This window comes from Bacillus sp. KICET-3 (assembly GCF_033261025.1).
In the GTDB taxonomy this organism is placed as follows: Bacteria; Bacillota; Bacilli; order Bacillales; family Bacillaceae; genus Bacillus; species Bacillus sonorensis.
This window is the reverse complement of sequence record NZ_CP137345.1, coordinates 4,111,329-4,132,225: the sequence shown is the minus strand read 5'-3', so window position 1 is coordinate 4,132,225 and position 20,897 is coordinate 4,111,329. Positions and strand designations below refer to the sequence as shown.

Here is a 20,897-nt window from a genome sequence, read left to right as displayed (position 1 = left end):
GCGAATTCGCTCCGCTATAAAATCGGGGACAGGAGAATCGAAATCGATTCCTTGAACCGGACGCTTCTGCTTCGGTTTTGATATTCTTCATAGGTCAATTCTTTCGATACCTTCAGATCTTTTTCAAATGACAGGACAAGGCTTTTTGCAATTTCCTCATCATATAAAAAGGCATTGACTTCAAAATTCAGCTTGAAGCTGCGCATATCGATATTCGCCGTTCCGACTGAAGCGATTTCCTCATCTACAACAATTGTTTTCGCATGAATAAAGCCGTTATCATAAATGAACACAGAGGCGCCGGCTTTGAGAAGCTCGCCGATATAAGAAAGAGTCGCCCAATAGACGAAAGGATGGTCAGGCTTGTTCGGAATCATAATTCTGACGTCAACGCCGGACAGGCAGGCGATTCTGAGAGCGTCAAGGAGGCTTGCGTCAGGGATGAAATACGGCGTTTGAATCAGAATGGACCGCTTGGCAGTCGAAATCATTTTAATATAGCCGTTTTTGATCTGCTCCCATTCCGAATCGGGACCGCTTGTGACAATCTGCATGCCGATGTTTCCGTGAGATCCACACTCAGGGAAATGGTTGGACTTGTATGTAATGTCATGGTGATGAGAGGCCTGATTCCAGTCAAGGATAAAACGCGTTTGAATGGAGTGGACGGCGGTTCCCTTGATTCTAAGGTGCGTATCCCGCCAATAGCCGAACGCGGGATTCAAACCGAGGTACTCGTCTCCGACATTAAATCCTCCTACATATCCGATGATCCCGTCGATGATGACAAGCTTGCGGTGATTTCGATAGTTCATGCGCAGGTTGATAAACTTAAATCGGGAAGGAAAAAAGACTTCAACATATCCTCCGGCCTTTTTCAGTTCTTTAAAAAAGGTTTTCCGCAAACTTCGTGAACCCAATTCATCATAAAGTACACGGACTTCCACGCCTTCTTTCGCTTTTTTGATAAGCGCGTCCCGCAGCTTCTTACCGATTTCATCGCCTTTATAAATGTAATATTGCAAATGAATATGATCCTTGGCGTTTTCGATGTCACGGAGAAGCCGGTCGAACTTCTGGCGTCCGTCCGTCAACAGCTCAACGGCATTATCTTCTGTAAACACGGCATGGTTATTAATAATGTGCATATAAATTAAATCTTTGCTGTCTGCCGTCGCTTTATTTCGGAATTGGAATTCGCGGTCTTTCAATTTGGCGAGCTGCTGCTCCAATATTTTCTCAATCCCGATCTTTTTCTGATCCTCCCAGTGAAAGAGGTGTTTTCGTTTTAAACTATGTCCGAACAACAGATAAAGAATAAAACCTAAAAGCGGGATAAAAAAGAGAACCAGGAGCCAAGCCCAGGAGGCGCTTGCATCGCGGCGTTCCCTAAAGATCACAACGATAGCCAAAAGGGTGTTTAAAACCAATGCAAAACCGAGAAATATCGATGTGATACTAATGTTTTTAATAATATCCATGTTGAACCTCGCAAGACGGATTTGTTTTGATACATTCCATTTATATCAGTTACTTATCATTCAAGCAACTATGTCATGTTATACGAGAAAAAAGCAGGAAGGTTCCTTTAAAAGAAAGATTTAAGGCAAAAAACTGTAAAACATATTAGAACTAAGTTACGATATAAATATAAAAAACGCGATTTCATGTTGGAAACAGGATCTCTTTTATTGAAAGCAGGAGGGATTTTTTATGGATCTTGATACATTTAACCAAATGCCCGCCTTTATGAGAAGGGAGATGGAAAACCTGAAACAGGTAGCTGCCCCGATCTTAAAGAAAAGAATGATCTTTCTATTTATAGCGGTTCCGGTGCTGCTTGTCTCATTGGTTTACCTATCATCTTTCTGGGGACATATGTCTTTCGGTATGGACACGTTCATCAAAATGGGCATCGCCGCTTTAGGCGCCGCCTTTGGAATGGCCCTGTTCAGGGAGTCATCCTACCAAAAGCGCAATGTTCAGCAAAAGGTGTTTCAGTATATTCTCGATCGGATGCAAAAAAGCGAAGTCCTGTCTGAAGAGCGGAAAAACCGCTATGTCAGGGCGGTGAAAGAACAGCCGTTTACCGTCATGAGCAATTTCATGGAGTTTTTGCATGAAGAAGAAAACAGAAGGCAGCGCCTGGCTGAATAACAATGAAAAGAGCTGACGGACAGCTCTTTTTTTCGTCAGAATGTTTCGCCTTCTTTTAATTCTTTCCCCAGTATTTTCAGATCATAGCGATGTCCGTCCATCTCGGCAATCCCCGGAAAATGCCCCCATTCAGAAAAACCGAATTTTTGAAAAAGCCTGATGCTCGGTTCATTATGTGCGAAAATAAACGCCATCAATGAACGGATTCCTAGGCCGGACGCCGCGTTGAGCGCTTTTTTTAAAACGGCCGAGCCCGCACCTTTTCCGCGATGCGCTTTATGAAGATAGATGCTGACCTCCGCGGTTTTGGCATATGCGGGTCTGCCGTAAAATGATTCGAAACTGATCCAGCCGATGCATTCCTGCGCTTCATTCTCCACGATGTAAAGCGGCCTTGATTCAGTATGATGCAAAAACCAGTCCAGCTTGTCTTCTGCTGTTACAGGTTCTGTATCAGCCGTGACCATCCGTGAAGAAATGGTGGAATTATAGATATCGACGACTGTCTGCAGATCGTCTTGTTTGGCGATGCGCAATTTCATGATCTTATTCTGTCCTTTCCTGTTCGATTTTATCGGTGCAAAAAAAAGCTGCTGCCGTTGTTTTTTCGGCAATCATGCATGCTTTATTCCGCTTTTTTACATATTTGTGGGCTAGTCTGCAAAAACTAATGAGAAAAAAAGTTTTTTGCAAATGTATATATTTTCTGAAAAGTGTTCAGAATGTTGCTGAGGTGATGAAAGAATGAAAGAGGAAGAAAAGAATCGTACTTCCAAAATCACAAAGCTGCAAAAGTTTTTCCGCAGACGCTGGGTATTTCCCGCCATCTATCTGATCAGTGCGGTCGTTGTTTTAACTGCTGTTCTTTGGTATCAATCAGCATCTAATCACGATGTGAAAGACAAGCTTGCACAAGATGGCAAGAAATCAGCCTATGATAACCGTGATGACGCGGTAGAAGTAGGCAAACCAGTCGAAAATGTTGCAATGCCGGTTGTTGATTCAGAGAATGTTTCCGTCGTGAAAAAATTCTTTGAAACAAACGCATCTAAAGAAGAGAAAGAAGCAGCACTTGTAAACTATGATAACACGTATAGCATGAGCAAAGGTATCGACTTGGCAGAGAAAGACGGAAAAACATTCGATGTTTCCGCATCTCTCAGCGGTACGGTGATCAAGGCTGCAAAAGACCCTGTGTTAGGCTATGTTGTTGAAATCGAGCATGAAGACGGTTTATCAACCGTGTATCAATCTCTGTCTGAAGTGAGCGTCAAACAAGGCGACAAAATCGAGCAAAACCAAGTCATCGGCAAAGCAGGCAAAAACCTTTACAATGAAGAAAGCGGAAATCACGTGCATTTTGAAATCCGCAAAGACGGAGTGGCTTTGAATCCGTTGAACTTCATGGACAAGCCGGTGTCAACCATTGAAAAAGCAATGGAAAAACAGGCTTCTGAACAAGCAAAAGAACCTGCTCCGCCTTCTGATGTGGAAAAACCGAAAACAGAAGACAAACAAGACGGCACTGGTACTAACGGTAAAACAAAAACGGAAGATTCTTCTGATGATTCCGGCGCTCAGGACAAGGGCCAGACCAAAGATTCAAAACAGCCGTAACACATACTGTTTACGCCTATCATTTAAGATAGGCGTTTTTTTGTTACAATTTTTTTAAATACCCGTATCCATTCAGGGGGGAAATCCGTTTATTAAAGTAAGAGGCCTCTTTTAAGGAGTGTGAATTCATTCATGAATGAATTAAAGCAGAAAGCGTTGATGAAATACTGCATGATGATCACCGGTGATAAATGGGACGCAGAGGATTTGGCTCAGGATACAATCCTGAAATTAATGGAAATCAAACAAGCAGACGCCTCGCCCGCTTATCAAAAAACGGTTGCGAAGCATAAATGGATTGACCAGCTTCGAAAAAGAAAACGCGAATGTTTTCTTTCGGAATGGCATCAGGAGAGGGAGCAGTCAGAAAGCATGAAAGCGGCGGATGAATTTGAGCATGTGGTCAAAAAACTGGCGGGTGCGCTGACACCGAAGCAGCTGACGATCTTTTTGCTCAAGGATGTGTTTGCTTATCAGCTGCACGAAATCGCTGAGATGCTCGACAAACCGGAATCATCCGTCAAATCGCTGTTATTCAGGTCGCGCCAGCGCATCAAAACCCTTTCCCGGGATTTTCTCCAACAGGAGGCGGCCGGGGAGAGTGACCCGGACCATGGCAGGCTGCTGATTGATGCGATTTTATTTCATAATCCGGATTACCTGCTTGAATATGCGAGACAGACGTGGCTTTCCAATGCTTCGCAGCCGTCCTGCATAAGCATGATGAGGTGTGCTGCCTAAGGAGGCAAAAGGCATGAACACCATTCCGTATGTCATAGAAAAAACAGCGGCGGGAGAAAGGTCTTACGACATTTTTTCAAGGCTCTTGAAAGACCGCATCATTATGATCGGCTCGGAATTTACGGACGATCTGGCCAATCGGGTTACCGCCCAATTGCTGTTTTTGTCAGCGGAGGATGACGAAAAGGATATTTCGATTTATATCAACAGCCCCGGCGGTTCTACGTCAGCCGGATATGCGATTTTAGATACGATGGAATATGTGAAACCGGATATCCGCACGATCTGCGTCGGGATGGCGGCGTCAATGGGGGCGATCCTTCTTGCGGGCGGAACAAAAGGAAAACGGTATGCTCTCAAAAACAGCGAAATCATGATCCATCAGCCGCTCGGCGGCGTCAAAGGCCAGGCGACAGACATGGAGATTTCCGCGAGGCGGATCATCAAGCTAAAGGAAAAAATACAGCACTTTTTCCATGAACGGACGGGGCAGCCGCTTGAAAAACTAAAAATAGACATGGAACGCGACTATTTTATGGATGCCGGGGAAGCGAAGACATACGGCATCGTTGATGACATTTTGTGAAAAATACTCTATAGACTAAAAGCCTTATGTATTCAAAAGGTTTTGAGGCTGACCTCAATGGTAGCTGTATATTATTGAAATCCCCCTAATTTGTTTAAACCGTGGGCATTCATTATTAAACAAAAAGGGGGATTTCGTGATTGTTGTAGCGGCCATGGCTTTTGTAAAGGATTAAAGATTGGTATTCGATTAGCCAACAGTTCATGGCTCCATGCGTTTTTTTGATGGTATGCTAATCGTATTCACATCAATCAAAATCTAAGAGATTTACAGCTTTATTAGCATTCTGGGGAGAAGATAACTGCTGAACGATTTCTATCCGCTAAGAAAACTAAAAAAATGAAAGAGGAAGAAAGATAAAAAGTCCCGGGATTTTGTAATAAAATGTTTTTTTGAAAATTTCAGATGAAATCAAAAGCTGAGCCTTTATGATTTTAATCTGTTCATACCATTAATTTTAATGTTGAACAGTAATATAATGTTGCAGCTTTCCATGCCAATCTTTATATCCCCAGCTCTGTGCTGCAATCCCATCATACTTGCCTGCCGGAATATTTTTTGTTGAAAAGACTGCCCTGAAATTGCGTGTACTCATCTTATGATCTGCTTCTATCATTTTCACTGGGGCTGTTCGGCCTTTTTATACAGCAATACTGTATAACCAATGTCATTATCCTCACGCAAGGTGCCTGTTACGACAATAGAAATAGCGTGCTTTGAATATGTATTAGCATCTGTTTTAAATTTAATTGCTCCTTTTGAATGCATAGCAAATGCTTCTGAACTGCCAGTGAAGCATACAACTAGCAAAAGAGCAGCTGTAAATAGTGAGATTGCAATTTTTTTCTGCATTATTAATTTATTTTCTGGGGTTATATTGTAAAAATAATGATTTCTGGAGAATTTTAATTATAGACATGTTGCAAAGTAATTAAAATTTAAGTTCGAAGGGCTATGGAAGAACATTTTGCTCTGGAATCGTGCTGTTCAATATCATCTTAGTAAGCGAATACCCGGTCAACATAATCGCAAGGCGCGAGGAAACACTTGGAAATGATTTTTATAGAGTATAAAGGAAGAAGCTGCTCAACCTTTTTTCGAAATATGTTCCAATAAAATTATCCTCAATCCCTAATCATTCAAGTTGTTATGTTTGCCACTCTAAACAAAAAACAGCTCCCCGCATTTCTGCGCCGGGAGCTTCAATTATTTATAAAGCGTCAGGGCCTTCTTCGCCCGTACGGATGTTGATGGTGTTTTGAATTTCGTAAATAAAGATTTTGCCGTCTCCGGGTTCTCCGGTTTTGAGCACTTTTTGGGCCGTCTCAGCCACCTTTTCCACAGGGACCTTGCTGACGACGATTTCAACTTTTAAGCGCTCATATACATTGCTTTCCCGCTTTACCCCGCGGTAAAGCTCTGTATGTCCTTTTTGCAGGCCGCATCCGTGTACATTGTAAAATGTAATGGATGTGACACCGATTTTCGCCAGCTCGGTTTTCAGCTTTTCAAAGTTTGTAGGACGCGTTACAATTTCAACCTTATACATTTGACCGCTCATTCCCTCACTCCCTGACCATTAATCTTGATACGCTTTTTCGCCGTGCATCGTAAGGTCGAGCCCGAGAGACTCTTCCTCTTCGGTTGCACGGAGCTTAAAGAAGATGCTGACTACCTTTATAATAGCGTAAGTGACCACCGCGACAAACAAATATGTTGCACAAATGGCAATCAGCTGTTTCCCAAGCAGGCTGATGTCTCCATAGAAAAGGCCGTCGGCTCCGTTGGAATTAACAGATGTTGTGGCAAGCAGGCCTGTCGCAATGCCTCCCCATGTACCACCGATGCCGTGAAGACCGAAGGCATCAAGCGCGTCATCATAGCCGAATGTCTTCTTGAGGGAGAACACGCCCCAAAAGCAGACGGCGCCTCCGATAAATCCGATCAAAATCGAAGCGAACGGAGTGACGAAGCCTGCGGCGGGTGTAATGGCTACAAGCCCGGCGATGGCTCCGGAGACCGCTCCGAGCATTGTCGGCTTTTTATTGATCAGCCATTCGACCAACAGCCAGCCGACCACTCCGGCAGCAGCGGCCGTATTGGTGTTGATAAAAGCGGTCATCGCCACTTCATCAAGCGTCAGGGCGCTTCCGACGTTAAACCCGAACCATCCGAACCAGATCAGCGCTGCACCCAGCAATGTCAAAAGCAGATTGTGGGGAGCCGTGTTGCTGATGTTTTTCCGTTTGCCGAGAACAACTGCAACAACAAGACCGGCCACACCTGATGAAATATGGACGACGTTTCCTCCCGCGAAATCAAGAGCCCCGAGCTCGGCAAGCCAGCCGCCGCCCCATACCCAGTGGGCGACGGGAGAGTAGACAAGCACGACCCACAAGACTGAAAACAGAATGAATGCCGGAAAACGCATGCGTTCAGCAAAGCTTCCTGAAATAATCGCAGTCGTCAGTACTGCGAACGTCAATTGGAACATCATATAAAGTGTATGCGGAATCGTCTCTGTATAATCGGAATTCGGCTCAAATCCCACTCCGTGCAGCCCGGCCCAGTCCAAGCCTCCGATCAGGGGATTCCCCGGTGCAAAAGCAAGAGAATACCCGAACAGAATCCATATGACTGATACGATTGCGATTGATGACACGCTGTGCATCACTGTGCTCAGTACGTTTTTGCTTCTGACCAATCCCCCGTAAAATAAAGCGATGCCCGGCGTCATCAGCCACACGAGCAGAGCGCAAAAGAACATAAATACTGTATCCCCCATCTGCATGTCACATTCCTCCGTCGTAAAAATGATGTTTTTCTTTCAGTATAGTGATAAAAGTACGATATCACGATGAACATGTAAGGTTTCCTAACATGGTTTTTTGGGAGAAAAGCAGCAGGAGGGGGGTAGGGGCGGCCGAAATCAGCGCCGCAAGCCGGATTAATCGGCTTTTGTTACTTCGATCAACATGATCCGGTGGCTGTCCATTTCTTTCACCTTAAAATTGTAGCCGTCACATTGTATTTCGGTTCCCGGCCTGCTGTCGACATTTTGGGTCAGAAACCAGCCGCCGATCGTATCGATTTCCTCCTCTGACAAATGAATTCCAAGCAGATCGTTGACATCGCTGACAAGCACTTTGGCGTTCAGAAGATAATGGTCTTCATCCAGTTTCCGTATATCGGGAATTTCCTCATCATCAAATTCATCGCGAATATCGCCGACGATTTCCTCGACAATGTCTTCAACTGTCACCAGGCCGGAGGTTCCCCCGTACTCATCGACGAGGATCGCCATATGGGTCCGTTCTTTCTGCATTTTGACGAACAGCTGGTATACGGGAATGGTTTCGATCACACGAATGACGGGGTGGATAAATGATGCAAACTGTTTTGTTTCAAAGGAAGCATCGCCCGCAAGCTCAGCGAGCAGCAATTCTTTCACATTGATCATCCCGATGATGTGGTCCTTGTCTTCCTGCATCACCGGAAAACGGGTATGCTTCGTTTTTTTAATGAGCTGTTTCGCTTTTTCGATGCCGTCATCAAGGGATAAGGCGGTCATTTCATTGCGAGGAACCATGATTTCCTTCGCCATTCGTTCATCGAATTTGAAAATATTGTTCACATATTTTAATTCGTTTTGATTGATCTCTCCGCTTTGATAGCTCTCAGACAAAAGGGTTCTCAGCTCTTCTTCCGTATAGGCCAATTCCTGTCCCGATGCCGGCTTCAGTCCGAATAGACCCGTGATGATGCGGGCTGAATGATTGAGCAGCCATATAAAAGGAAACATGATTCTGTAAAACCAGATCATCGGCTGTGCAAAAAGCAGTGTAATGTTCTCCGATTTCTGGATGGCGAAGGTTTTAGGCGCCAATTCGCCGATGACTACGTTCAAATAGGTGACGATCAAAAACGCGGCCAAAAATGTCATGATATGTGTCACCGGTTCATCCAGCCCGAATTTTGCAAAAAAGGGGTGAAGCAGACTTTGCATCGTCGGTTCACCGAGCCAGCCAAGACCAAGCGCTGTCACCGTTATCCCAAGCTGACAGGCCGATAAATATTCATCAAGATGCGAGGTGACTTCCTTTGCAGCCAGCGCGCCCCTTTTTTTCTCTACGATCAATTGGTCGATTTTTGTTCTTCTTACTTTTACGATGGCGAATTCAACCGCTACGAAAAAACCCGTCAGCGCAATTAAAATCGCCACTGCGGTCAGTTTTAGGAAATCCAATGCCCGGCCTTCCGAAAAAAGAAGGCGCACACCTCCTTTTCTTAATCGGTATCATATTGGCTTCATACCACCTGCATATGCCGCGCAAACATCAGGTTTATTTATCAGAACCGCGGGCAAAGAACAATAAGGCGGTATGAACAGGATGAACAGGAGGCTTTGAGAATAATGAAGATTTTTTATGGAAAGGGCTGGAATTGGCATCGGCTTGGCCCTCAGGAAAAAACAAAAGCGCTTGAGCTGATTCAAACCCATCATTGGCCGGAATGCCAAAAATGGTTTCTGGGCGTTCCTTCAGAGAACATAAATTGTCTTGAGATCAATGTCGCATCCAATGAATGCGAGGCGCTGTACGGCTCCCTTATTTATCAGCAGGATGCAGAAGAAGAACATAATCGTTCCGTTTTCCACTTTTATTTAACGAAAGACTGTCTTTTTACAATGAACTTCGATCTTTCTGTTTTTGAAGGTGTTCATCCAAAACAGGTGGAGCATCAGCTCAACAGGTGCAAAGATGCGCCTGAAGCGTTTTTGGTGCTGGTGGGAGAGCTGGTCAATGCCTATTTCGTCGAACTTGAGCAATTTGAAAACAACCTTCGAACATTAAAATGGAAATTTTATCATGATAATAATAAAAGCATCATTGAGGCCATTCACAAACTCCGGCATGAGCTGCTGATCATGAAAAGCCTTGTCATGACGATGAAAAAACTGGCGATGGCTGTTAAAGAAGCATTTGTATCGAAACATTTTGATGGGATCGAGCAGTGCCGGACGCTTTATAAAATCGATAGAGTCATAACGCTTATCAAAGATTATGCCAATGATATCAATTATCTGCTCCATTCCGAGGAAGTGGTGACATCGCACAGGGGAAATGAAATTTTTAAAGCCTTGACCATTTTCACGACGTTATTTACGCCTGTGACCGCTTTCGGCGCGCTTTGGGGAATGAACTTTAAGTATATGCCTGAGCTGTCTTTCAAATACGGCTATTTGTATTCGCTAGTCCTGATCGGCTTTTCGACGGTGATGGTGTATCTGTATTTGAAAAAGAAAGGCTGGACGGGTGATTTATTGAAAGATAAAAAGAAATATATGAAAAGAAAGAGCTCTTTTAAATAGGTTTAGAGGCCGGTTTTTTCGGAAAAGCACATACTAAACCAATGATAAAGGAGGAATCCCGCATGAAACTGAGAGACTTGATGACCAAAAATGCCGAGTGCTGCGAGCCTTCAGCAGCGATTACAGAAATTGCAGGCAAAATGCGCGATCAAAATGTCGGCTCCATCCCTGTTTGTGAGAATGAAACATTGGTAGGAATCGTATCGGACCGCGATATTGTCGTCAGATGTGTGGCGGAAAATGCCATTGATGTCGCCGCCCGGGATATCATGAGCACCGAATTGGTGACGGGCGATCCCGGTATGTCGGCTGAAGAAGCCGGCGATCTGATGGCCAATCATCAAATTCGCAGGCTGCCGGTTGTGGAAAATGAACGTTTAGTCGGAATTGTTGCTTTGGGGGATCTTTCCGTAACGAATGCTGCAGATCAAAAAGCCGGAGAGGCGTTAAGCGAAATTTCAAAACCGGCCTAGGCTGAAAGGAAGAGCGTTTTTGCTCTTCCTTTTTTGGAATTGCCGGCCGATTTAATTTTTGTTAGTGATTAATCAATAACAAATTATCAATTTTAAGGAGAGCATCATCCTCTGCTTGTTCTATTTTTTCATGAGGAAGTGTAATGTTTCCTTTAACCCTTGTTGATAAGATGTGGCGGGAATCTTTCCTATTCGTTTTTCATATTTTTCTCCGCTTAGAACAAATGCTTCTTCTGTAAGATACATGATTTCCACTACTTCCTTCATAATCGGATCAAACAACCCGCTTATACGAATGGCGGTTTTATTTAATGGAATCACTAATTTTGAATGTCCGGTAATGTCGCGTACAATTTTTATGATGTCTTTTCCTGAAATTAAGCCGGCGCCGGGAATGTTCCAATTTTCTCCGTAAGAATCGTCTTTGTTTGCAATTTCCACAATCATCTTAGCGGCGTCTGGTAAGTAAACATATTCGCGAGGCGTTTTTAGATTTCCAATAAAAACAGACACTTTATTTGCTGCCATTCCGGTTAATGTAGGGTGTAAATAAGAGTTTTGCGAAGTTTTTCCGTAATAATCCGGCAGCCTGACAATTAAAGGTTTTGCATATGTCCATCTCTTATTAAAGATTAAATTTTCAAAATCTACCCTGATCCTTCCCTTTTTTGTATGAGGTTGTTTCGGATGATTTTCATCTCCCTTAGCTACTTGGCGACCGTAAACATATATTCCGTCTACAATCACTATTTTCTTACCTAAAATATTTGCCGCCTTCATTACACTCTCTCCAAGAAGAAGGAGTTTCTCTGCCATTTCATGATATTGAACATTGGCACATTGGAATATGACATCTGCATCTTTTGCTGCTTCTACGATGGTCTTGTAATCAAAGACGTCACCTAGCTTATAAGTTAATAGCGCTGTAGAGTGATGTTCTTTCATTAATTGTTTCAATTTCTTTTCGGAACGTCCGAAGGCGATTACCTGTTTATTTCTGGATAGTAATTCTGACACAATTGCCTGACCCGTGCCCCCCGTTGCTCCTAAAACGATTGCTTTTTCCATTTTATTTTCCTCCTTATTGTTGTAGTTATTGATTGATCAATAACTAACGCGGGAATAAAAACCGAAATAAATCGGTTATCTACTTTGTTTCATTATGGATCATCTCTGGTAAATCTAAAAAATAAGAAATGTTGCAAAGTATTCCCCTAGCTAAGAAGGTTGTTACTTCCTCCTCTGCATTCGGGACATTCGCTGATTGGAATCTTTCCAAAGTATAGCTTCTAATACGGGATAAACCCGCTTTTGTACAATTTCTTATTGATTCTTCTGTCACTGAAAGTCCTATTACCTGCAAGGCGATTTCATGAGGATGTGATACAGACAGCTCTTCATATGCCTCGATCATTTTTGCAACGATTTGCTCGGGACGGGCTTCTACATTTTTAAATGTTTGGAGTATCCTGTCAAAAGCTCTGTCTAGAGCTGCAGCAAACAATTCTTCTTTCGTTTTGAAAAATTTAAATATATAGGGCTGAGAAATGCCGGCTTTTTCTGCAATTAATGCTGTAGTGGTATTATAATATCCTTTTTCTGAAAACACCTCTAATCCAGCTTCAAGAATCTCTTCCCTTCGATTCTCCTTTCTCTGCTTCATGATGTGCCACCTCCTTATATTTGTTATTGATTGATCAATTACTAAGATGATAGCATACTTCCATTTCACATTCAAGCAGGGAATCTGAAATGGAAATGTGTTGGGATGTTGCAGTCTTTTGTTGAGCGTATATTTCACAATAGACAGAGCCATATCTTTTCATCATTTCCTTTGGCGCTAGTTCCGGTCATTCGATCACCGGGCCTGTTGCAGCGGCCAAAATAAGACGTGCTGTTTTTTGGCGTAATGAAGAAGAGGGGCGGTATCCGGCAGAGAGAGACCGCTTGCTGCGGCTGCCTGGTTTTGGTGGAAATCTGCTTCCGCCTGTTGCAGCGGCCATTGGGAATGATGGATGTCTTCATAGTACACCCGGCCGTTGTGTACGGTATACAACCGATATCTTTCCGTCAGCCAATGGTCGAGTGTTCCTTTCTGTGCGGTGAAGGGGTCTGACAGCGGTCTATAGCGTGCACGGAAATCCGCGTCTGAACCATATCTTCTGCTGGTGAACTGCACGTGGTTTTCTTCTCTGGAAAAGTCCATGTCGGCATGAAAATACGGCAAATGGAAAAAAGTCCTGGCGCTTAAAACGGCTAAACGTGAAGCGGCGTCAAGACTGAAAAAATAAATTCCCGGTATGCCCCGGTATGTGACATATGTTCGGACATTCAGTTCCGGAAATCTGCTGATAAAAGGCAGAGGCGGCAAAAAACGCGGCCGAAGATTCGTCAGCAGAAAAGGAAGGATGCTGATCCAGGCTTTCCCGCTACATGTCTCCAGTTCCAGAGCCGCCGGAATGATGCCGCGAAGGGATTGAGGTTCAACCGCCCAATGGGCGAACAATACATCGTTCCACGTTTGGGTCATCATCCAGGGGCCTTTTGGAAGCGGAAACGGCCGGTGAGACGTGTTCATTATCATGGGAGATGTCCTCCTTAAGACTGGCTCTTTTTGGTTTATTATATTTAAAATGTTCAAATGTAAACAATCGAAGCAGCACATTGCAGCATATTCAGCTGTTTTGCCTTCTCCTCTCGCGGGTAGATAAAAACAGTTACAAAAAAGCGGAGGAGTGATTGGCTTGTTCAAACATTCGAAAGTGCTTCAATATCCGGCAAAGCCTGAAAGACCTGATCCGCTGTTCGCCAAGAAAATGCAGGAGATTCTCGGCGGGCAGTACGGGGAGATTTCTGTGGCGGTGCAATACTTGTTCCAGGGCTGGAACACGAGAGGGAACGAAACATACAAAGATCTGCTTATGGATACGGCAGCTGAAGAAATCGGCCATGTGGAAATGATCGCGACGATGATTGCGCGACTGTTGGAAGATGCTCCTGTCTATGAACAGGAAAAAGCGGCTGAAGACCCTGTGATCGGTTCCATCATGGGAGGGATGAACCCGCACCATGCGATCGTTTCCGGACTTGGCGCAATGCCGGAAAACAGCACCGGTGTTCCGTGGAATGCGGGATATATCGCAGCCAGCGGGAATCTCCTCGCCGACATGCGCGCAAACGTCAATGCGGAATCACAAGGCAGGCTGCAGGTGGCCAGACTTTATGAAATGACGGATGATAAAGGCGTAAAGGACATGCTCGGCTTCCTTTTGGCGAGGGATACGATGCATCAAAACCAGTGGATCGCGGCCATCAAGGATTTGGAAGAGAAAGAGGGCGTCATCGTCCCGAGCACCGTTCCGAAAGAGTACGAAAAGGAAGAGTTTTCCCATACGTTATACAACTTTTCAGAAGGGGAGGAAAGCGCCCGGCTGGATTGGCTGAAAGAAGTTGCGCCTGACGGGGCGGCGTTCAACTATGAGAACGGCCCGGTCGCATATGGAGAAAAACCGGTCTTAAAGCCGGCTCCAAAACAAAGCCACAATACGCTTCCTGATGTTCAGAGAACATGACTATGCAGATCAATCTGTAAGCCAGATGAAAAAGAGCTGAAGGGCTCTTTTTTTTTTCATACATACAAATTTCTTCATAAATATTATAAAATAAGTGACAGGTTTGCAGATTTTTTTATTGTCAGGTAAGCTTACTATAAAAAACAAGTAAGGAGTCAGATCATGAGTAAAGTACTTATTTTTGGCCACAAAAACCCGGATACGGATACGATTTGTTCAGCGATTGCATATGCAGAATTGAAAAATAAGCTCGGCATGGAAGCAGAGCCCGTCCGCTTAGGCGAAATCAACGGCGAAACCCAGTATGCGCTTGACCAATTTAAAGCAGAGGTTCCCCGCCTTGTTGAGACAGTTGCCAATGAAACGGACAGCGTCATCTTGGTTGACCATAATGAGCGCCAGCAGAGCGTCGATGATTTGGATCAAGTGCGCGTGCTTGAAGTCATTGACCACCACCGGATCGCCAATTTCGAAACAAGCGATCCATTGTACTATCGCGCAGAGCCTGTGGGATGCACGGCGACGATTTTAAACAAGCTTTATAAAGAAAACGGGGTCGACATTAAAAAAGAAACCGCCGGATTGATGCTGTCAGCGATCATCTCGGATTCCCTTCTATTTAAGTCGCCGACTTGCACGGAAGAAGATGTAAAGGCTGCGAAAGAACTGGCTGAAATCGCAGGGGTTGACGCCGAAAGCTACGGTTTGGACATGCTGAAAGCAGGCGCCGATCTAAGTGCAAAAACGATTCCTCAGCTTCTTTCGCTTGATGCCAAAGAATTTACAATGGGCAGCCGTAAAGTCGAGATTGCCCAGGTGAATACAGTCGACACGAACGATGTCCTTTCCCGCAAAGAGGAAGTGGATGCCGAACTTTCAAAAGTCGTTGCTGAAAAAGGCTTGGATTTATTTGTATTTGTCGTCACAGACATTTTAACGAACGATTCGGTCGTCGTAGCATCAGGACAGGCTGCAAAAGCGGTCGAACAAGCGTTTAACGTCACATTGGCAGACAACACAGCGACATTAAAAGGCGTAGTTTCCCGTAAAAAACAAATTGTGCCGCCATTAACAGAAGCATTAAAAGGGTAATGAAAAAACCCGAACACCGGATGCCAGCCATCCTCTGTTCGGGTTTTTGCTTTTTATCTGAATATCTTTCTTTTCAACTGCTGCAAGATCGAATCGTAGAGGGAAATGATCCAGTTGAAAATAGGAGTCAAGTATTTGGAAAATCTAAGTACAATGAGTGACACCAAAACAGAAACAAGGATGCTTCCCAGCACATCAACAGGGTAATGGTGTCCGACCCAGATGCGGGAGAATCCCGTCAACAATCCAAAGGCGATCATCAAGCTTCCGAGCCTGCGGTGGCAGAGCCAGAATGCGATGGAAATAGCCAGAGCCCCCGTTGTATGGTCGCTTGGGAATGAGGCATCAGCGGCATGGTGAATCAATACATCGACATGGTGGGCGACGAAAGGACGCGGCTCGTAGTAAATCAAGGTAATCAGATAATTGGCCGCCAAGCCCAAAATGCCTGTGAAGCCTGCCTGAAGAACGCTTTTTTTGTAGGAAGAGCCGCCGAACAGCCAGATCGCGAGCAGCATCAGCGCATACAGGTAAATCGCTTTTTCCGTTACGAAAATCATGAAGCTGTCAAGAATATTGCTGTGGTGTGATAGACTGTGGATTGCGTTAAATAATTCGTAGTTCACAAAATCACCTTTCAGTATTTTAATAGAATCTTATTTTATCAGACAGTTAGGGGACGTTATGACGTTCAAAAAGGTTTCAATTGAAGTCAAACAAAAAAGCCGGGCACATGTTTTGCCCGGCAAGATGATGAAGCGGTTAATCCGCTATTGATATATTTTGTTCTTCTTTTAAGAGGGCAGATTTTTGGCTCCACGTATACAGGAAAAGGTTGATGAGAACAAAAATTCCCGTGAACAAATAAATATTGGAAAAGCCGGTTTGTGAGACGACCAGCCCGAATACAAAGGATCCGACTGCGATCCCTGAATCGAAAAGGGTAAAATAAGTGGCTGTCGCATAGCCGCTGCGGTGCTTGGGCGAAGCCTGGATCGCAAGCGTCTGCAGGCAGGGGGTAATGGAACCATAGCCCATGCCGATGACAGCTCCTGAAAGTAAAAGCATCCCGCTGCTGTTCGTAAAGGCAAGCAAGCAAAGCCCGATGCTGAAAATGATAATAGACGGATAAATGACGACCCCGGGGCCGACCTTGTCGTATAGTTTTCCGGTGAACGGCCGTGTCACCATCATGGCTACCGCGAAAACGATAAAGAAATAGCTGCTTGTTTCAATCAGGCCGAGAGACTTTGCATACACCGAAATAAACGAAATGACGCTGGAATAGCAAAAAGAAACAAACAATCCGACCGTGGCGATCCGCAGTGCGCCTTTTTCAAACATGTTGGAAAAAGACAATTTGAATACGGCGGAAGTCCTGTCATTCCCCTTCGGAATTCGAACCAGCGCGGTACAGAGGATTCCGATGGTCACGACTCCTGAAAACAAAGCGAACAGTGCGGTAAAACTGATGTTATTAAGCAGATTCAAAGCGATAAACGGCCCGATGACAACAGCCAGGTTCATAGACATGGCAAAATAGCCGAGTCCTTCGCCACGGCGCGCCGCGGGAATCAAATCTGCTGCGATTGCGCTCGTTACCGTCGTGATGATGCTGAACCAAATCCCCTGGAAAAAGCGAAGTCCCAATAATACGTAAATATCTTGAATGACGATGTAAAGGAAAGACGACAACGTAAATAAGATCACGCTCAAAAGCGCCATTCTTTTTTTCCCGAACCGTTCGATAACCGCGCCGGAAAACGGCCTTGCGAAGATAGCAGAAAGCATGAACCCGCTGATCAAAAGCCCTCCCTGGGATTCGGAGCCTCCCAGCTCCTGCATCGTATAGACGGGTAAAACTGTTAAAAAGGCATAGAAATATACAAAAATAAACAAATTAATCAAAACAACCATGATAAAATCTCTCGTCCAAATAGGCTCGGATTGTTTCATAGGCTACATCTCCTTCTCGTTGTCTGTAAGCAGCTGTTGTAATAATCGGTGGAACATTTTTTTATCTTTCTCATCGAAACTTGATAGCACTTCCTCTTCGAATTCTTTCATTTTCAACTGAATGTCATCATATTTCAGCACGGCTGCATCCGTCATTTTGACGACTTTTTCCCTCTTGTCTTCGCCTTGTATTCTTTGCACCCACCCGTTTTTCTCAAGGCGGTTGATCGTCCGCGTCACAGTTGGAGCCTCAACATGCAAATACGTCCAAATGTCTTTTTGAGTCATCGGGCCGTACGTGTGAAGGCAGTACAGGATTGACCATTGGGCGCCAAAAAGTCCGAAGGCTTCAAGCTGTTCATTCGTTTTTTTGGAAAGCTTCCGCGCGCTTTGGTTCATGAGGTGAATGAGTGTCCGATTGATGTGTTCCATAAAAAAGCCCCTTCTTAAATATTTACCTAGGTAAATAATAAACTTTATTCATTTTACTGGATGTCCTACACCCTGTAAAGCAGAAAATTTTGAAGCCCGAAATAAAAATGCCTGATAAACCCCTTGTCCTCCCTGAGTTTTTAGCATAATCCCATTTCAATGCTAATACACTGATACAAACCTAACAAAGAGAGTGTTTGAGGTGAGGGATCGTGGGAGTATTTCAAAATTCTACTTGGAAAAGCATAAAACGAAGAAGCTGTATAAATAGTGATTTCTTTCAGTATACGGATCTCATTTCACACTTCTCACATCCATTTTAGGGAGGTCGAGTGGTGTGCACGATTACATCAAAGAGCGAACAATCAAGATAGGGAAGTACATCGTGGAGACGAAAAAAACGGTTCGTGTGATCGCGAAGGAGTTTGGTGTTTCCAAAAGTACCGTACACAAGGATTTGACAGAACGGCTGCCTGAAATTAACCCTGATTTAGCCAATGAAGTAAAAGAAATTCTTGATTATCATAAATCGATCAGACATTTGCGAGGCGGGGAAGCGACAAAACTAAAATATAAGAAAGAGGAAATTCTTGAAAGGGAGCCTGTTCAATAGGGAAGAATGGATCAGTAATAAACGCCGATTTTCGTCATTTCCCGATATCCTCCATCTGTTTGTCGATAAAAAGCCACAAAAAAATTGTGAAGAACTTTCACAAGTACGCTTTTTTTTCTAATTTTTATGATAAAATATATAATTAGGGCAGAATGTGGACATTGCTGTGAAACAGATTTCGAGGAGGATATAGATAGATGTTTGCAAGGGATATTGGAATTGACCTTGGTACAGCGAACGTGCTGATCCATGTGAAAGGAAAAGGGATTGTCTTAAACGAGCCTTCAGTTGTCGCTCTCGATAAAAACACTGGGAAAGTGCTTGCTGTCGGGGAAGAAGCAAGGAGAATGGTAGGACGTACACCTGGGAATATTGTTGCGATACGTCCATTAAAAGACGGCGTTATTGCAGACTTTGAAGTAACAGAAGCCATGCTGAAGCATTTCATTAACAAATTGAATGTGAAAGGTTTATTTTCAAAACCGCGCATGCTCATTTGCTGCCCTACAAATATTACATCTGTAGAGCAGAAAGCCATTAAAGAAGCTGCTGAAAAAAGCGGCGGAAAGCATGTATATCTTGAGGAAGAGCCTAAGGTAGCCGCAATCGGCGCAGGAATGGACATTTTTCAGCCTAGCGGAAACATGGTAGTGGATATCGGCGGTGGAACGACGGATATCGCAGTCATCTCTATGGGCGATATTGTCACCGCCTCTTCTATTAAAATGGCTGGGGACAAGTTTGATCTGGAAATTCTGAATTACATCAAACGTGAGTACAAGCTGTTAATAGGTGAACGGACAGCAGAAGACATCAAGATCAAAGTCGCAACTGTTTTCCCAGACGCACGTCATGAGGAAATCTCCATTCGCGGACGTGACATGGTCACAGGGTTGCCGAGAACGATTACGGTAACGAGCAAAGAGGTGGAAGAAGCGCTTCGCGAATCGGTGTCCGTTATCGTACAGGCTGCCAAACAAGTGCTTGAAAGAACGCCGCCTGAGCTTTCAGCCGACATCATCGACAGAGGCGTGATCATCACTGGAGGCGGCGCGCTGCTGAACGGCCTCGACCAGCTTCTTGCAGAAGAGCTGAAGGTGCCTGTGCTTGTTGCCGAAAATCCAATGGATTGTGTCGCTGTCGGAACCGGCGTCATGCTGGATAACATGGACAAGCTTCCGAAACGCAAATTAAGCTGATTATAAAACCTCATTCTTTTCAGGATGAGGTTTTTTTATTGGAAAAGCTTAAAAGCAGCCGCCAAACAGCCGATACAAAGAGTGGTATCCTTGAATGTTATTATAGAACAAATGTTCCTGGTTTGCAAATGAAGATCATTACAAGCCTAAAACCGAAAGAGAACCCGCTTTATAGAAGGTATTACCATATATGAGGTGAAACGATGTTAAAAGGACTTTATACAGCAGCGTCAGCAATGATCACCCAGCAGCGTCGCACGGAAATGCTGACGAATAATATTGCAAATGCAAATACACCGGGATATAAAGAAGATCAAGGTTCAATCCGCTCGTTTCCCGAAATGCTCCTGAGCCGGATTGAGTCCGATTCTTTTCAGACAGGCAGCGGTTCCCGCTCATTTTCGAAGCAAACCCCGATCGGCTCTTTAAATACGGGAGTTTACATGCAGGAGCTCAAGCCCCTTTTTTCGCAAGGCGATCTGCAGAGCACGAATGAGCCGACAGATATTGCGATCAGTGAAAAAGAGGTTCCCGTTAATGAACAGACCAAGGATAAGGCGGCGCTGTTCTATGCTGTCAGACTGGGGAGCGGAGATATCCGCTACTCAAGAAGCAGCCGTTTTTCATTAAATGAAAACAATGAACTGACAATCAACGGAAATGTCGTTCTTTCGACAGCCGGCCGGCCGATTGCCGTGGAAAGCGGGAACTTTAAAGTGGAAGAGGATGGAACCGTGACAGAAAACGGCAGGAACCTCGGAGCAATCGACGTTCGCATCGCGCTTGATACAAGGAATTTGGCAAGGGAAGGAAACGACCTGTACCGGACTGAAAATGGACAGGAGCTGCCGAGCGCAGCCGCGAATCCCGCCGTCAATTATTCGCTCAAACAGGGGATGTCAGAGCGCTCAAATGTTGATGTGACGAGAGACTACACGGAAATGACGACTGCCTACCGCTCGTTCGAAGCCAATCAAAAAGTTCTTCAGGCTTATGATAAAAGCATGGACAAAGCGGCGAACGAAATTGGAAAAATTGTATAAATAAGCTTCGGCACTTTCCGGCGAAGATCGCAATCAACGTAAATG

22 protein-coding genes and 1 pseudogene are annotated in these 20,897 nt (G+C 44.5%); 11 read left to right on the top strand and 12 right to left on the bottom strand.

Annotation, left to right across the window (positions count from 1 at the left end; genetic code table 11):
- Window positions 1-14: 14 nt before the first annotated feature.
- Window positions 15-1,463: a cardiolipin synthase gene (gene cls, locus R5H20_RS21150; protein WP_029419622.1), complete on the bottom strand. Its 1,449-nt coding sequence runs from the start codon at window positions 1,461-1,463 to the stop codon at window positions 15-17.
- A gap of 250 nt (window positions 1,464-1,713) precedes the next feature.
- Between cls and R5H20_RS21145 the strand changes: the two genes are divergently transcribed.
- Complete coding sequence (locus R5H20_RS21145; RefSeq protein WP_006639376.1) at window positions 1,714-2,157, top strand: YwnF family protein; 444 nt, start codon at window positions 1,714-1,716, stop codon at window positions 2,155-2,157.
- Window positions 2,158-2,192: 35 nt separating this feature from the next.
- Here R5H20_RS21145 and R5H20_RS21140 read toward each other — a convergent pair whose 3' ends face one another.
- Window positions 2,193-2,699: a GNAT family N-acetyltransferase gene (locus tag R5H20_RS21140; RefSeq protein WP_029419621.1), complete on the bottom strand. Its 507-nt coding sequence runs from the start codon at window positions 2,697-2,699 to the stop codon at window positions 2,193-2,195.
- 202 nt (window positions 2,700-2,901) lie between these two features.
- Here R5H20_RS21140 and R5H20_RS21135 point away from each other — a divergent pair, with 202 nt between their 5' ends.
- From R5H20_RS21135 to R5H20_RS21125, 3 genes are all read left to right on the top strand, one after another.
- Window positions 2,902-3,774: a stage II sporulation protein SpoIIQ gene (locus tag R5H20_RS21135; protein ID WP_006639374.1), complete on the top strand. Its 873-nt coding sequence runs from the start codon at window positions 2,902-2,904 to the stop codon at window positions 3,772-3,774.
- Between the two features lie 132 nt (window positions 3,775-3,906).
- Window positions 3,907-4,515 (top strand): sigma-70 family RNA polymerase sigma factor, encoded by a 609-nt coding sequence (locus R5H20_RS21130; RefSeq protein WP_006639373.1) that lies wholly within the window; start codon window positions 3,907-3,909, stop codon window positions 4,513-4,515.
- 13 nt (window positions 4,516-4,528) lie between these two features.
- Window positions 4,529-5,101: an ATP-dependent Clp protease proteolytic subunit gene (locus R5H20_RS21125; protein WP_006639372.1), complete on the top strand. Its 573-nt coding sequence runs from the start codon at window positions 4,529-4,531 to the stop codon at window positions 5,099-5,101.
- A gap of 457 nt (window positions 5,102-5,558) precedes the next feature.
- Here R5H20_RS21125 and R5H20_RS21120 read toward each other — a convergent pair.
- The 4 genes and pseudogenes from R5H20_RS21120 to R5H20_RS21105 all read right to left on the bottom strand — a co-directional run bounded on the left by R5H20_RS21120 (window position 5,559) and on the right by R5H20_RS21105 (window position 9,347).
- Window positions 5,559-5,953, bottom strand: a pseudogene (locus tag R5H20_RS21120) (hypothetical protein).
- Window positions 5,954-6,311: 358 nt separating this feature from the next.
- A complete protein-coding gene (locus R5H20_RS21115) occupies window positions 6,312-6,662 on the bottom strand; it encodes a P-II family nitrogen regulator (protein ID WP_006639371.1) in 351 nt (116 codons plus the stop codon).
- An 18-nt stretch (window positions 6,663-6,680) separates the two neighbouring features.
- Entirely contained in the window at window positions 6,681-7,892 is a 1,212-nt protein-coding gene (locus R5H20_RS21110) for an ammonium transporter (protein WP_006639370.1), read from the bottom strand.
- A gap of 156 nt (window positions 7,893-8,048) precedes the next feature.
- On the bottom strand, window positions 8,049-9,347 hold the full coding sequence (locus R5H20_RS21105) for a hemolysin family protein (protein WP_006639369.1): 1,299 nt from the start codon (window positions 9,345-9,347) through the stop codon (window positions 8,049-8,051).
- Window positions 9,348-9,515: 168 nt separating this feature from the next.
- Here R5H20_RS21105 and R5H20_RS21100 point away from each other — a divergent pair, with 168 nt between their 5' ends.
- Together R5H20_RS21100 and R5H20_RS21095 are read left to right on the top strand one after the other, a co-directional pair.
- Entirely contained in the window at window positions 9,516-10,472 is a 957-nt protein-coding gene (locus R5H20_RS21100; protein WP_155011472.1) for a magnesium transporter CorA family protein, read from the top strand.
- A 62-nt stretch (window positions 10,473-10,534) separates the two neighbouring features.
- Window positions 10,535-10,945 (top strand): CBS domain-containing protein, encoded by a 411-nt coding sequence (locus tag R5H20_RS21095; protein ID WP_006639367.1) that lies wholly within the window; start codon window positions 10,535-10,537, stop codon window positions 10,943-10,945.
- A 120-nt stretch (window positions 10,946-11,065) separates the two neighbouring features.
- Here the strand turns inward: R5H20_RS21095 and R5H20_RS21090 are convergent, their stop codons facing one another.
- The 3 genes from R5H20_RS21090 to R5H20_RS21080 form a co-directional block, all read right to left on the bottom strand.
- On the bottom strand, window positions 11,066-12,013 hold the full coding sequence (locus R5H20_RS21090) for an SDR family NAD(P)-dependent oxidoreductase (RefSeq protein ID WP_006639366.1): 948 nt from the start codon (window positions 12,011-12,013) through the stop codon (window positions 11,066-11,068).
- 79 nt (window positions 12,014-12,092) lie between these two features.
- A complete protein-coding gene (locus R5H20_RS21085; RefSeq protein ID WP_006639365.1) occupies window positions 12,093-12,608 on the bottom strand; it encodes a TetR/AcrR family transcriptional regulator in 516 nt (171 codons plus the stop codon).
- Window positions 12,609-12,803: 195 nt separating this feature from the next.
- Window positions 12,804-13,529 carry a YqjF family protein gene (locus R5H20_RS21080; RefSeq protein WP_006639364.1) on the bottom strand — a complete coding sequence of 242 codons (726 nt, stop codon included), beginning with the start codon at window positions 13,527-13,529 and terminating at the stop codon, window positions 12,804-12,806.
- A 160-nt stretch (window positions 13,530-13,689) separates the two neighbouring features.
- Between R5H20_RS21080 and R5H20_RS21075 the strand changes: the two genes are divergently transcribed.
- Both R5H20_RS21075 and R5H20_RS21070 read left to right on the top strand, forming a co-directional pair.
- A complete protein-coding gene (locus R5H20_RS21075) occupies window positions 13,690-14,517 on the top strand; it encodes a manganese catalase (RefSeq protein WP_006639363.1) in 828 nt (275 codons plus the stop codon).
- A gap of 162 nt (window positions 14,518-14,679) precedes the next feature.
- A complete protein-coding gene (locus R5H20_RS21070; RefSeq protein ID WP_006639362.1) occupies window positions 14,680-15,609 on the top strand; it encodes a manganese-dependent inorganic pyrophosphatase in 930 nt (309 codons plus the stop codon).
- A gap of 53 nt (window positions 15,610-15,662) precedes the next feature.
- On the opposite strand, the gene R5H20_RS21065 is transcribed toward R5H20_RS21070, so the two are convergent.
- From R5H20_RS21065 to R5H20_RS21055, 3 genes are all read right to left on the bottom strand, one after another.
- A complete protein-coding gene (locus R5H20_RS21065) occupies window positions 15,663-16,235 on the bottom strand; it encodes an undecaprenyl-diphosphatase (protein ID WP_006639361.1) in 573 nt (190 codons plus the stop codon).
- A 136-nt stretch (window positions 16,236-16,371) separates the two neighbouring features.
- Complete coding sequence (locus R5H20_RS21060; RefSeq protein ID WP_006639360.1) at window positions 16,372-17,565, bottom strand: MFS transporter; 1,194 nt, start codon at window positions 17,563-17,565, stop codon at window positions 16,372-16,374.
- Between the two features lie 3 nt (window positions 17,566-17,568).
- The gene (locus R5H20_RS21055; protein ID WP_006639359.1) at window positions 17,569-17,997 is read right to left on the bottom strand and encodes a MarR family winged helix-turn-helix transcriptional regulator; all 429 of its coding nucleotides are present in this window, start codon (window positions 17,995-17,997) and stop codon (window positions 17,569-17,571) included.
- A gap of 337 nt (window positions 17,998-18,334) precedes the next feature.
- On the opposite strand from R5H20_RS21055, the gene spoIIID reads away from it, so the two are divergent.
- From spoIIID to R5H20_RS21040, 3 genes are all read left to right on the top strand, one after another.
- Window positions 18,335-18,610, top strand: a complete 276-nt coding sequence (spoIIID, locus tag R5H20_RS21050) for a sporulation transcriptional regulator SpoIIID (RefSeq protein ID WP_006639358.1) — start codon at window positions 18,335-18,337, stop codon at window positions 18,608-18,610.
- A gap of 197 nt (window positions 18,611-18,807) precedes the next feature.
- Window positions 18,808-19,809, top strand: coding sequence for a cell shape-determining protein Mbl (mbl, locus tag R5H20_RS21045; protein WP_006639357.1), 1,002 nt, complete (start codon window positions 18,808-18,810; stop codon window positions 19,807-19,809).
- Between the two features lie 203 nt (window positions 19,810-20,012).
- On the top strand, window positions 20,013-20,852 hold the full coding sequence (locus R5H20_RS21040) for a flagellar hook-basal body protein (protein ID WP_006639356.1): 840 nt from the start codon (window positions 20,013-20,015) through the stop codon (window positions 20,850-20,852).
- The last annotated feature ends 45 nt before the right edge of the window (window positions 20,853-20,897 follow it).